At 33.8% G+C, this 13815-nt stretch carries 9 protein-coding genes; 3 read left to right on the top strand and 6 right to left on the bottom strand.

The annotated features are described in order from the left end of the window. Positions 1-3: 3 nt before the first annotated feature. The 3 genes from VKY41_RS06530 to VKY41_RS06520 form a co-directional block, all read right to left on the bottom strand. Positions 4-1449, bottom strand: a complete 1446-nt coding sequence (locus VKY41_RS06530) for a dicarboxylate/amino acid:cation symporter (protein ID WP_500813634.1) — start codon at positions 1447-1449, stop codon at positions 4-6. 53 nt (positions 1450-1502) lie between these two features. Continuing rightward, positions 1503-2564: a chorismate synthase gene (aroC, locus tag VKY41_RS06525; protein WP_500813633.1), complete on the bottom strand. Its 1062-nt coding sequence runs from the start codon at positions 2562-2564 to the stop codon at positions 1503-1505. 69 nt (positions 2565-2633) lie between these two features. Next, complete coding sequence (locus VKY41_RS06520; protein ID WP_500813632.1) at positions 2634-5528, bottom strand: FAD-binding and (Fe-S)-binding domain-containing protein; 2895 nt, start codon at positions 5526-5528, stop codon at positions 2634-2636. 132 nt (positions 5529-5660) lie between these two features. Between VKY41_RS06520 and VKY41_RS06515 the strand changes: the two genes are divergently transcribed. The 3 genes from VKY41_RS06515 (at position 5661) to VKY41_RS06505 (ending at position 8150) form a co-directional block, all read left to right on the top strand. Further along, on the top strand, positions 5661-6149 hold the full coding sequence (locus VKY41_RS06515) for a hypothetical protein (RefSeq protein ID WP_500813631.1): 489 nt from the start codon (positions 5661-5663) through the stop codon (positions 6147-6149). A gap of 64 nt (positions 6150-6213) precedes the next feature. Continuing rightward, on the top strand, positions 6214-7053 hold the full coding sequence (locus VKY41_RS06510) for a nucleotidyltransferase family protein (RefSeq protein ID WP_500813630.1): 840 nt from the start codon (positions 6214-6216) through the stop codon (positions 7051-7053). Then, a complete protein-coding gene (locus VKY41_RS06505; RefSeq protein WP_500813629.1) occupies positions 7047-8150 on the top strand; it encodes a phosphotransferase enzyme family protein in 1104 nt (367 codons plus the stop codon). The genes VKY41_RS06510 and VKY41_RS06505 overlap by 7 nt, the downstream gene beginning before the upstream one ends. On the opposite strand, the gene VKY41_RS06500 is transcribed toward VKY41_RS06505, so the two are convergent. The 3 genes from VKY41_RS06500 to VKY41_RS06490 are packed head-to-tail and all read right to left on the bottom strand — an operon-like array spanning position 8133 to position 13687. Further along, positions 8133-9536, bottom strand: a complete 1404-nt coding sequence (locus tag VKY41_RS06500) for a Gfo/Idh/MocA family protein (RefSeq protein WP_500813628.1) — start codon at positions 9534-9536, stop codon at positions 8133-8135. The genes VKY41_RS06505 and VKY41_RS06500 overlap by 18 nt on opposite strands. Before the next feature lie 49 nt (positions 9537-9585). Further along, complete coding sequence (gene bshA, locus VKY41_RS06495; protein ID WP_500813627.1) at positions 9586-10725, bottom strand: N-acetyl-alpha-D-glucosaminyl L-malate synthase BshA; 1140 nt, start codon at positions 10723-10725, stop codon at positions 9586-9588. Positions 10726-10771: 46 nt separating this feature from the next. Further along, a complete protein-coding gene (locus tag VKY41_RS06490) occupies positions 10772-13687 on the bottom strand; it encodes a serine hydrolase domain-containing protein (RefSeq protein ID WP_500813626.1) in 2916 nt (971 codons plus the stop codon). Positions 13688-13815: the final 128 nt, after the last annotated feature.

Here is a 13815-nt window from a genome sequence, read left to right as displayed (position 1 = left end):
GGCTTAGGATTTTAAATCAAAGGTTTCTGTTGGGTTTTCTGGATTTTCATAGTCTAGCATATTTTCACCATCTGCAATAATAGTACATACTGTTGCGTCTCCGGTTACGTTTACAACTGTTCTAAACATATCTAGAATTCTATCTACTGGAAAAATTATAGCAATCCAAGCTGGATTTAATCCAACAGAATCCAACACAATAATAAGCATGACCAATCCTGCACTAGGAACTGCCGCAGACCCTATAGACGCCAAGGTTGCTGTTAAAACAACTGTTAATTGCTGACCTAAAGTTAAGTCTATCATGTGCAGTTGCGCTAGAAAAACCACAGCAATTGCCTGATACATACTTGTTCCGTCCATGTTTACTGTTGCTCCAATGGGCAAAACAAAACTACTTATCTTTTTATTAACTCCTAGGTTTTGCTCTACACATTCCATAGTTACAGGAAGGGTTGCAGCACTACTAGAAGTAGAAAAAGCTAAAGTCTGTGCAGGACTCATAGCCTTAAAGAATCCTTTGTATGGGATTTTTTTCACAAAAGCCTTTAAGATTACCGGGTAAATTACAAAAATCATCAACAACAAACCTGTTAACACGGTTAATGAATACCAACTTAAGCCTTTAAAAATTTCAACTACTTTTCCTATATCGTCTCCGGCCATTTTACTTACCACTCCTGCTAACAAAGCGAAAACAAAAAACGGAGCAGCTTGCATCACTAAATCAACCATTTTCAGAAATACTTCGTTAATTCCCTCTACAAAAACCAATACTGGCTTTGCTTTATCTGATGGAATGAACAACAAACAAACTCCAAAAAATACAGCAAAGAAGATGATTTGAAGCATTAACCCATTATTTGATAAGGAATGGAAAAAATTGCTTGGAACTATATCAACTAAAGGCTGTAGTGGTGTAGATTCTTTTCTACTTTTAACTGTTTCCAATTTATCTGAAACAGCTGCTTCTTTAAGTTGAGTGTTGGATAATTTTGAAATTTCTTGAGCACGTTCGAAAAACTCCGGGTTTTGCAGATAATTTATCCCATCCTTCAATTGGTAACCTTGTGAACTAGCCCAAATTTCATAACTAATTCTATTATCTATACGACTTTGTTCATCAATTAATTCTCCTGGTTTAAACGTATTAACCAACACTAGCCCTAGTGAAATAGCCATAACGGTAGTTAAAAGGTAAATTCCTAAAGTTTTCCCACCCATTCTACCTAAAGCAGCAGGATCACCAATATTGGCAACTCCACTTATAATAGAAAATAGCACTAACGGAACAGCAATGAGCTTCAATAAATTAATGAATATTGTTCCAAAAGGATCAATCCAATTAATAGTAAAAGAACTCCATCCCATCGAGCTAGACAATAAAGCCCAAATGATACCGAGAACCATTCCTATAATTATTTTCCAGTGTAATGCTAGTTTTTTCATAAGCTAATTCGTCCGTCGAAAATCTTCCTAAACGGAAATATTTGTCTATTTAATTATTTATATATTTTATTCATCAAGTAGAAATCTGCTAATACTAAAGCCGCCATAGCTTCTACAATTGGAATGGCTCTAGGAACCACGCATGGATCATGTCTGCCTTTACCCTGCATTTCAACAATATTTCCCGAACTATCCAAAGTTTTTTGTTTTTGAATTATAGTGGCTACCGGTTTAAATGCCACTCTAAAATAAATATCCATACCATTACTAATTCCACCTTGAATACCTCCAGAAAGATTAGTTTTAGTTGTTCCATCAGCATTAAACAAGTCGTTATGTTCGCTACCTTTCATTTTTGCACCACAAAATCCGCTACCATACTCAAAACCTTTTACAGCGTTTATAGATAGCATGGCTTTACCAAGTTCTGCATGGAGCTTGTCAAATACTGGCTCTCCAAGTCCAATAGGAACGTTTTGAAGTACACAAGTAACGGTACCACCAATAGTATCACCTTGTTTTTTAATTTCCTTGATTTGTGCAATCATTTTTTTAGCGGTCTCAGTGTCTGGACAACGTACTACATTGGATTCTGTAGTTGAAAAATCTAAAGCCTGATATGGTTTTTCAAGAAAAATATCACCTACTGACGAGGTATAAGCATTGATTTTAATACCCTGTAAAAATTGTTTAGCTATTGCTCCTGCAACTACTCTACATGCTGTTTCACGTGCCGAACTTCTACCTCCTCCTCTATAATCGCGTATCCCGTACTTATTGTCATAAGTGTAATCAGCGTGACTTGGACGATACACGTCTTTTATATGAGAATAATCTTTAGGTTTTTGATTGGTGTTTTTAATAACAAAACCAATTGGAGTTCCTGTAGTTACTCCTTCAAAAATTCCGGATAAAAACTCAACAGTGTCGGGTTCTTTACGTTGTGTAACAATTTCTGACTGCCCTGGTTTTCTTCTATTTAGCTCGTTTTGGATAGCGTTAAGATCTAAGTGTAATCCAGGTGGACAACCATCGATAGTCCCTCCAATGGCAACCCCATGAGATTCGCCAAAAGTGGTTAATTTAAATATTTTTCCGAAGGTATTTCCTGCCATTTAGTTGGGAATAATTGTTAGTTTTTTATCAAGTACGCTAAAATATATTTTATATTACAGAAACAAAAATTATAAGAGTGCTTCTTTAAGGATTGTAATGGGATGTTTGGCAACTTTTTGTGTTCCATCCATAATTTGATGCCTACAACTAGTTCCATTTGCTGAAATAATGGTAGCCTCATCTGCTCTTCTTATTGCAGGAAATAAAGTCTGTTCTCCAATTTGCATACTTACCTCATAATGCTCTTTTTCATAACCAAAACTCCCCGCCATACCACAGCAACCACTTGGAATTATAGTTACTTTATAATTTCTAGGTAAATTCAAAATATCGAAACTAGTTTTTTGATTACTCATTGCTTTTTGATGGCAATGACCATGAAATTTAATGGTTTTAACCTCCTTTGTAAACTGCTCAGCTGTTATGTTTCCTAAATTTATTTCATTCTGAAGAAATTCTTCAATTAAAAAACAATGTTTTGCTACATGTTCAGCAGACGTTTTATCATCTGCCAACTTTAAATATTCATCTTTAAAAGTTAAAATAGCCGAAGGTTCAATTCCTATTAATGGCTTTTCAGAACTTAGTAGATCCTTAAATAAATCTATGTTTTTATTAGCTACTTTTTTTGCCTGATTTAATAAACCCTTAGACAAAAAAGCACGTCCGGATTCCGCATGGTTTATGATACGAACTTTGTAATTTAAGGCTCTTAATAAAATCAAAGCATCTACTCCTATCTGCGTATCTAAATGATTTGTGAATTCATCATTAAACAGATAAACTTCCTTAATGTATTTTTTTATATCATGTTGAATTGCAAATTCTTTATATACATTATTTAAACTTTTAGTTGAAATCAAAGGCAAACTTCGATTTAAGGATATTCCCAAAGAATTTTTCAATAATGAAGAAGTAAGTCTATTTGAAAACACAAAGTTCGTTAACCATGGAACCTTACTTCCAAACTCATTCAACCTATTATTATAAGCGAATAATTTGGTTCGTAAAGACACCCCATTTACCTGTTGATATTGATATAAGAACTCTGCTTTTAAAGTTGCTACATCCACACTACTTGGACATTCGCTGGCACAGGCTTTACAACTTAAACACAAATCAAATACCTCTTTTAATTCCCTATGATTAAATTTATTTGCTTTTTCAGAATTGGTTAAAAACTCTCTTAAAGCATTTGCTCTTGCTCTGGTGGTGTCTTTTTCACTTCTAGTAGCGCGATAACTAGGACACATGGTTCCCCCGAATTCAGGAAGTTTCCTACAATCTCCCGAGCCATTGCATTTTTCAGCTTCTCGCAGAATTCCTAAAGATTCGGAAAAGTCTAAAAATGTTTTAATTTCAGGTTCTTTTCTATTAGGAACATAACGTAAATTTTTATCCATTGGAAATGCATCTACTATTTTTCCAGGATTAAAAATATTTTCAGGATCGAATGCATTTTTAATTCGCTTTAAAATTTGGTAATTAGCTTCACCTATCATTAAGGGTATAAATTCTGCCCTTACAATCCCATCTCCATGTTCACCACTCATGGATCCTTTATATTTCTTAACTAAATGTGCTACCTCTGTGGTTATTTTTCGAAATAAAACCACATCCTCTTTTTTCTTCAAATTTAAAATTGGCCGCAAGTGCAATTCTCCTGCTCCTGCGTGAGCGTAATAAACTGCTTTTTGGTTATAGCCAGCCATTAACTGAGTAAATTCACTTATATAATTAGCTAAATCATTTAATGCTACAGCCGTATCCTCTATACATGCTGCTGTTTTTTTGTCGCCAATCATATTTCCCAGTAAACCTAATCCAGCTTTACGCAATTCAACTGCTTTATCAATTTCTTCTCCTTTCAATATTGGATTGGCGTAACTTAAATTCAAACTATCAATATCACTAATTAGTTTTACGGCATTAGATTGGATTTCTTCAATGGTTTCACCTTTAATTTCACACATTAAAATAGCTTCAGGATCTCCCTCGATAAACTGTCTATTTTCTTGTTGAGTCTTATTGTGTTTTGTTAAATCCAAAATGGTTTTATCCATCATTTCACACGAATGCAAATTATGCTGCATAACTACTTCTACGGCATTTAAACAATCTTGAATGGATTTAAAATGAGCTGCCACCATAATACTTTCTTTTGGCGGAAGCACGTCTAAACACAATGTAATTTCAGTGGTAAAGGCAAGGGTGCCTTCACTTCCAGAAAGTAATTTACACATATTAAAAGACTCGAAACCATCAGAAAACACTTCTGTTTTTACTAACTCGTCTATAGCATAACCTGTGTTTCTTCTATGGATTTCTGGTTTTGGAAATTGTTCAAGAATTTCATTTTGAACAACTTCAGAAGCCAATTCTGAATAAATAGCTTTATAAATAGATCCCTCTAAAGTATTTAACTTTGTTTTCTCATGAAAATCGCTTTTAGAAATCTTACCAAAAACAACCTCTGAACCGTCACTTAAAATGGTTTTTAGCTCTAAAACCTTATCCCTTGTAACTCCATATTGAATTGAAGTAGTTCCAGAGGAATTATTCCCAACCATTCCACCAATCATACAACGGTTGGAAGTAGAAGTATTTGGACCAAAAAATAATCCAAAGGGTTTTAGATAATTATTAAGCTCATCTCGAACCACTCCCGGTTGAACCCTAACTGTTTTATTCTTTTTGTCAAGATGCAATATATTAGAAAAATATTTAGAAACATCTACCACAATACCATTTCCAACACACTGACCCGCGAGTGAAGTTCCTGCCGTTCTAGGAATTAATGAAGTTTTATTTTTTTTAGCAAATAGAACAAGTTTTTTTATATCCTCGACCGTTTTCGGATACACAACAGCCTCAGGCAATTTCCTATATACCGAAGCATCAGTAGCATAGATAGCTTTAGTTAACTCATCGTACTGTAAGTCGCCATCTAGCTGCTTTTTCAAATCTTTAAAAAACGTATCTGCTTGCAATAATTTCTGAAATTTTTAGTTAATATGATAGCCATAAATTTAAGATTAGTTTATGACTTATTACGAAACAAAATTATTAATTTCAATTAAAAATAAAATCGTATTATGAAAAGAGTATTAATTATAGCAATTGCCTTTTTAGGCTTTACAACATTTGTACATGCACAGGAAATATCTAAAAATGCCATAGGACTAAGACTTGGTGATAGCGACGGTTTTGGAGCCTCCATTTCCTACCAACGTGCAATAATGGAAAACAACAGGTTAGAATTCAATTTTGGATGGACCGATGGCAAAAATTATGACGGTACAAAACTAATTGGACTTTACGAATGGATTTGGAACATTGATGGAGGCTTTAATTGGTACACAGGACCAGGAATTGGTTTTGCTACATACCGTTACAACAAATATTATAACAACCATAGAGATGGTTTTGTTATTTTAACAGGAACTGTGGGTATTGAATACAATTTCGATTTTCCTTTACTGCTATCATTAGATGTAAGGCCTGAACTAGGATTAGGTAGTAGCGATTACGATAATAACAATATGAATTTCGACCTTGGCCTTGGAGTTAGATATCAATTCTAAAACACCATTTGAAATATTAATTAAAACACCTTTTTTAAGGTGTTTTTTTATATAATTTTGTAAAATGAAACAAAAATCAATAGCCATTATGGCAGCTGGAATGGGTTCCAGATTTGGAGGCTTAAAACAAACACATGCTGTTGTAGATAATTATGCTATTTTAGATTTTTCCATTTACGATGCACTTCAAGCTGGTTTCAACCACGTAGTTTTTATTGTTCGAGAAGAAATCCTTGAAATTTTTAAGGATCGCTATGATAACAACTTACCTAAAAACATCCAAGTGAATTTCGTTATACAAAATGCAAAAGATTTACCTAAACGCAAGAAACCTTGGGGAACAGGACATGCATTACTTTGCCTAAAAGACACCATAAAAAATGATTTTGCTTTAATAAATGCTGACGATTTTTATGGGCGACCTGCATTTGAACTCATGTATGAAGCTTTGTACACAAATACAAACAATCAAAATTACTTTATTGGTTATCAATTAAAAAACACCTTATCAGATTTTGGAACAGTTTCTAGAGGTGAATGTGTTCTAAATAAAAATCAAGAACTTATTAGCATTATTGAGCGAACCGACATTAGTAAAAACAACCCAATAATGCCATTAGACACCATGGTTTCTATGAATTTTTGGGGATTTACATCTGATGTTTTTAAAATAACAGAACAACTATTTGAAGTGTTTTTAAAAGAACATAAAAATTCTGAAACCGCAGAGTTTTACATTCCTAAAGTAGTAGATTTTATGATTAATAACCAATTAGGCGCTTTTAAAATGCTCGAATCTAACAGTCAATGGTTTGGAGTTACTTACAAAGAAGATGAGACTATGGTTAGAAAACAACTTCTAGACCTTATTTCTAACCGTGTATATCCAACTAAATTATGGTAAATTCAGTAGAAATTCTTAAAAATATTTGTTACCAATTTAAAATAGAAAAACCTATTCTAAATATAGAGGTTTTGGCTTCAGGACACATAAACGACACCTATTTAGTGAGTTGTTGTAATAATTCAAATTACATACTTCAAAGAATTAACAATCAGGTTTTTACAAATTTAGAAAACATCATTAACAACAAGATTATAGTTAGTGACTTCCTAAAAAACACTTACAATAAAACCGATAGTAAATATCAAGTTGCAGGCTTTATTAAATCTAAAAATGATGCTTTTTTTATTGAAGCAAATAATGGGTTTTGGACTTTAATGGAATATATTCCAAACTCCAAAACAATTGATAGAGCTGAAAATGAAAAGCAGGTATTTGAAGCGGGGAAATTATTTGGGAATTTTATAGCTAGCACTTCTACCTTGGAAACCGAACAAATTACTGAAACTCTACCTAAATTTCATTCTGTTCCTTTTCGATTTACTCAATTTGAAGCTGCTTTAAAAAATGCAAGGGAGTCTAGAAAAACAGAAGCCCAAGCGCTAATTGATTATGTATTTGAACTTCAGAAGGAAATATTGGTGCTTTCAGAGTTAAAAGAAAAAAATAATTTTCCAATTCGAATCACACATAACGATGCCAAATTGTCCAACATCCTATTTGATAAAAATGACAATGGTCTTGCGGTAATAGACTTAGACACAGTTATGCCTGGAATTGTACATTTTGATTTTGGAGATTCAATTCGCTCTATTTGCTCAAATACGGTCGAAGATTCTCAAGATTTGAAACAAACAACCATTAATTTGAAGTTTTATGAAGCTTACTGTAAAGGCTTTGCTTCGGAAACTTCAAACATATTAACCTTAGAAGAAGTTAAATATTTGCCTTTAGGTATTAAAACCCTAATATACATTATGGGTTTACGTTTTTTAACAGACTTTTTAAATAATGATGTGTACTACAAAACAGCTTATGAAAACCATAATTTGATACGAGCTAAAAACCAAATGACACTTTTAAAAAGTGCCATTCAAAATTATGATGAGATCAAGCGGATAACTTATTCCAACTTCAACTTAGAGGATATCTCGTAAAATTTCATTTCTCCTAGGAGTTTCCCAAGTTCCTCCTGTAAAGTCTGGAACTATTGTTCTAGCACTGTTATTAGCGACAGACAGTTCTGATAAAGGCGTAATCGCACTCCAAAGAACACTGTCGTACAAATTGATATCCAAGGACAAACCTTCATTTAAACAGCGTATTAACCTGTATATCATTACAAAATCCATACCTCCATGTCCAACAGCATTGGCATCAATTTGCGTCTTCAATTTATTCCATAACGGGTGGTCGTATCGGTCTCTATATTCTTTATATTCTTCATCTTTAAGCCAATTATGCCCCCATTGCAATTCTTCATGACCAACATATAATCTAGACGGGTAACCTTGATGAGCTGCTTTGGTTCCAAAAACATTATTTAACCTAGAATATGGTCTACCAGTATGCGTATCAAACTGCAACATAATAGTTCTTCCCAACTTGGTCTTAATCATTGTGGTGTTCATATCTCCACAAGCAAACTCTTTTACTGGATAATTTTCTATTCGCGCTCCATCTTTCATACTGTCGTCACGTGAACTCATGGATGTTATAAAATCGTAATTATCTCCACGCCCAATATCCATATAGAAACTTGTTGGACCTAAACCATGTCCTGTATAAAAATTGCCATTTCGATTTTCATGATATTTTATTCTCCACTGATTTTCGTAATACTTTTCATCCATCATATGCTTACGCAAATCGTGAATATAAGCACCTTCTGCATGATTAATATCACCAAAAATACCTTTATCTATCATATTAAGCACCCAAAGCTCTTCACCATTATAACAGCAATTTTCCATGTACATGCAATGTTTCTGAGTACGCTCAGCCACCTCAATCAATTTCCAACAATCTTCCAAAGACAAGGCCATTGGTTGCTCGCAAGCTACATGTTTTCCATGTTCCATGCCATAAACAGACATTTCGGTATGCGAATCCCAAGGCGTTGCGATTATAATTAAATCAATATCATCTCTTTTAACTAATTTCTTCCATTCAGTTTCATTTCCATAGTATAAATCTGCAGATGAATTTTGAATGGTTTTAAGATATTCGTTGTTTTTTTCAACTTTATCTTGTTTTAAATCTGAAAGAGCAACAATTTCAGCATGATTATTTTTAATAAGGTATTCAAACATCTGGATAAGAACACTCCCTCTGTTCCCCATACCTATCATACCTACACGAACTTTCGAAATTGGATCTGCCGTAAGCCCCACAGCGCTTCCAATTGCTTTTTTTTGTTTTAAAAGCTCATTAACAAGTTCTTTTTCTACAACATCATTACTTTTATTTGCTAGCATGCTTGGTGCTAAGCCCAAAAAAAGACCCGCTCTTGCTGTTAGGTTTAAGAAGGATTTTCTGTTCATTTTAGATAGAGTTTATTTAAATAGAAAGTATTAAATGTTTTCAGACCACCTATAACATGGTTTTACATTTGGAAAGCGTTGCCTGATAAATAGCCTCATATTGAGGCACAATTTGATAGATATCGAAATTTCTAGCTTGCTTTTTTGCTTGTTTTTTAAATTTAGCCAATACTTTTTCGTCTTTTAAAATAAGAAGGGCATTTTTACTCATTTCATCCACCTCTCCTACATCACTTAAATACCCAGAAACACCATGAATATTGACTTCGGGAATTCCACCCGAATTACTTGAAATAACAGGTACTCCTGAGGCCATTGCCTCTAATGCAGCTAGTCCAAAACTTTCTGTTTCTGAAGGAAGAACAAACAAATCTGAATAACATAAAATTCGGTCTATTTCATTACTGTTTCCAAAGAAAACTACTTTATCGGAAATACCTAGTTCGGCACATAGTTTTTCAGCCGGTTCTTTTTCAGGACCTTCACCAACCATCATCAATTTTGCAGGAATTTCTTTTTGAATGTTATAAAACACCTTTATAACATCTGGTATACATTTTACTTTTCTGAAATTACTGATGTGCGTGATGATCCTCTCATCTTTATTAGCCAATAAGTCTCGCTGACAATCTCCAAAATGAGGTGTATGTTTAGCAATATCTATAAAGTTGGTTACTACGTGAATGTCATTTTTAATATCGAACAGTCTTAAGGTATCACGCTTTAAACTTTCTGAAACCGAGGTTACAGCATCCGACTTGTTAATACTAAAAGTTACAGCTGTTTTATAAAAAGGATGAGAGCCAACTAAAGTAATATCTGTACCGTGAAGCGTAGTTACTATAGGCAAGTAAATTCCTTCTTCCTGCAGCATTTTTTTAGCCATATAGGCTGCATAGGCATGAGGAATAGCATAATGCACATGAAGAACTTCTATTTTATGAAGCTTTACCATATCTACCAGCTTACTTGTTAAAGCCAACTCGTATGGTTGATAGTGAAATAATGGATACTCTGGAACAGTAACTTCGTGAAAATGCACATTACTACCTATAAGATCCAACCTTACTGGCTGTTTATAAGTTATAAAATGAATTTCGTGCCCTCTTTTTGAGAGCTCTATTCCAAGTTCTGTTGCCACTACTCCACTTCCTCCAAAAGTTGGATAACATACTATTCCAATTTTCATATTTTAAGTTTTAAGTACCTTGTACTATTTCAATCTTAAGCCTTTATTAATCAATAATCGCTTCATAAATTAAGCGTTGAATATCCGTTCTTATGTTCGCCCTTAATAACAAGTTTGAGTCTGCTTTTGGATAGGTTCTATTTGCTAAAAACACATATACAATTTCTTCTTCAGGATCGGCCCATGCATAAGTACCTGTAAATCCAGAATGGCCAAAGCTAGTCATAGACACACAACCACAAGTTGGGCCAGATTCTCCTAATTGAGGCTTGTCAAAGCCTATTCCTCGTCGGTTATTTTCATCACAAAAATAGCAGGTGTTATACTTATCTATGGTTTCTGGTTTAAAATAACGTTTTCCTCCATAAAACCCTTTTTGCAAAAACAGTTGCATAATTTTAGCTACATCGTTGGCATTACTAAATACCCCTGCATGTCCACCAACACCATTTTGCATGGCCGCCCCCATATCGTGCACATAACCATGAACTTCTTGGTACCTGTAGTAATCATCTACCTCCGTAGGAATGATTTTTTTATCACTAAACTTAACATAAGGATTATATGTGGTATAATTAGCTCCTAGAGATTCATAAAAATGCTCCTGAACAAGATCGTCCAATCCTTGGTCGTAATAGGTTTCAATATATTTCTTTAGAATGTAATAAGGTAAATCGCTATATCTGTAACGTTCTCTATCCAACAAGTCTGTGTCCTTAATTATTTTTTGAATAGAATCTTGATAGTCTGTTCTCATATAAAGATTATTTGCAACTTTTACTGAAAACTTTTTACTTGGCTCCTTTCTATAATATTTAGGGTCGGGTTGTTTTGAAGAATCTAAAGTGGCGTAATAAAACGGAATCCAAGGTTTTAATCTAGCATAATGAGACAACATTTTTTTTAAGGTAATATTCTTCTTATTTGAATTGGCATATTCAGGGAGAATGTCGGATAACTTAGACTCCAAGTTCACCTCTCCTTTTTCATCAAGCTCCATTAGTAAAGGCAGAGTAGCTAAGATTTTTGTTAGAGAAGCTAAATCATAAATATCATCAAAATCCACTGCCTCCGAATTTTTATCGTAAGTGTGCGACCCAAAGTTTTTGCTATACACAACCTTTCCTTTTCTTGCAACCAACAACTGAATACTAGGAGTCATTTTTTTATCTATGGCATATTGAGCAACAGAATCTAACTTTTTAAGCTTCTCTGAACTCATTCCAACACGCTCAGGAGCTCCATAGGTTAATCGTGATAACTTTGTAAAAGTAAGACCATCTCCTGCATGAAACCCGTTACCAACAGAAACCGGCAACATTCCTTTAGCAGAAATAGCTCCAAAAATAAGTTGTGCCGATTTTTGTTGAGCAACGGCACTATTTTGATAACTAACTACAATACTTTCAAAATTTTCAACTGTTCTTAAATCTAATAAAGCATATGGTTTTACAAAAATATCGAGTATAACATTGTTATTACGGGCAATTTCATACAACCAAACCAATTCCTTATCGCTAAACTTATAATCTTTCCAAGGACTTTCATTAGAACGATGAAAACCAACTACTACAGTATTATACGCTGAAAGTTTTCTAATTAATTCGTCGAGATTATCTGCAGAAACCTCGTGAACTTTAGCATATTTTTGAAGTTCTTTTAAAAAAACAGACCCATCGTCATCACCCATTTTCACATAGGCGATTTTCTTTTTTTCAAGCTTTCTAATTGGCAACAAGTCTTCTTTGTTTTTAATAACTGTAATGGCATTTTCAAAAAGAACTTCAGAAAGAGTTTCATCTTTAATTCTATTTAAATCTTCAACTAGATTCTTTGTTTCAATAGGTTTATAATTATTTAGTCCTACTTTATACTTTGCTTGAAGAATCTTTTTTACAGAATGAGCTAACCGACCTTCTGTAATAACTCCAGAATTATATGCTTCTACAATTTTATTAATTGCTTTAGGTACATCTTCAGAAATCAACAACACATCGTTTCCGGCCATGAAAGCTGCTAAATCAATATCTCCAGGACTACTGTAGTTTGAAGCCCCTTTCATATTTAACGCATCTGTATAGATTAAACCCTGAAATTGAAGCTTTTCTTTTAAAAGCTCCGTAACTATAGGGTAAGACAAAGAAGAAGGGAATCCACTTCTAGACTCCAAGGCTGGGACATTTAAATGAGCCACCATAACACTTGACAAACCTTCTTGAATTAATTTTCTGTATGGGTAAATCTCTACCGAGTCTATTCGTTTCGCATCAAAATTAATGCTTGGCAAGGTTTTATGCGAATCGCTATCGGTATCCCCATGCCCTGGAAAATGTTTAGCATTAGCCAAAACTCCCACACTTTGCATCCCCTTCATAAAAGCAGAAGCCTTTTCTGTAACGTTATCTCTATCTTCTCCAAAAGACCTATTTCCAATAATAGGATTAATTGGGTTTGTATTAATATCTACCACTGGCGCAAAATTAAAATGCACGCCTAATCGCTTACAGTGCTCTCCCATTTGCTTACCAACCTGCTCAATCAAGGCATTATCTTTAATAGCACCTAGCGTCATGTTCCAAGGAAATGCATAAGTATTTTCTAATCTCATACTTAAACCCCATTCGGCATCCATGCCAATTAGTAATGGTATTTTTGATGCTTCTTGAAAAATATTATTAATTCTTGCTTGACTAATAGGATCACCCTTAGAAAAAATAATCCCCCCTATTTTATAATTTGTAATAAGCTGACTAATAATATTTTCATGTGCCAAACCTTGGTTAGAAAATGCTTGAACCATAAAAAGCTGCCCTACTTTTTCTTCTAAAGTCATTTTGTTATACAAATCATCCACCCATTTTTGCTGAGCAACCGCATCGGTTGCCTGTAAAGGGTTTGTTGATTGTGAGAAAAGACTTGTATACGTTAAAAAGAAAGTTAACAGACAAATTAATTGACGCATAAATATAGGCTTTATAAGCATTATTGAATTAAGAATAAAATCGTTGCAAAATACCACTTTTATAAAGAAGATTAAAAGACTTTAAGATAGTTTTATATAGTTTAATTTACTCAAGTAACGCATATATA

This window comes from Xanthomarina sp. (assembly GCF_035306605.1).
GTDB lineage: Bacteria > Bacteroidota > Bacteroidia > Flavobacteriales > Flavobacteriaceae > Xanthomarina.
This window is presented reverse-complemented; position numbering and strand designations above follow the sequence as displayed.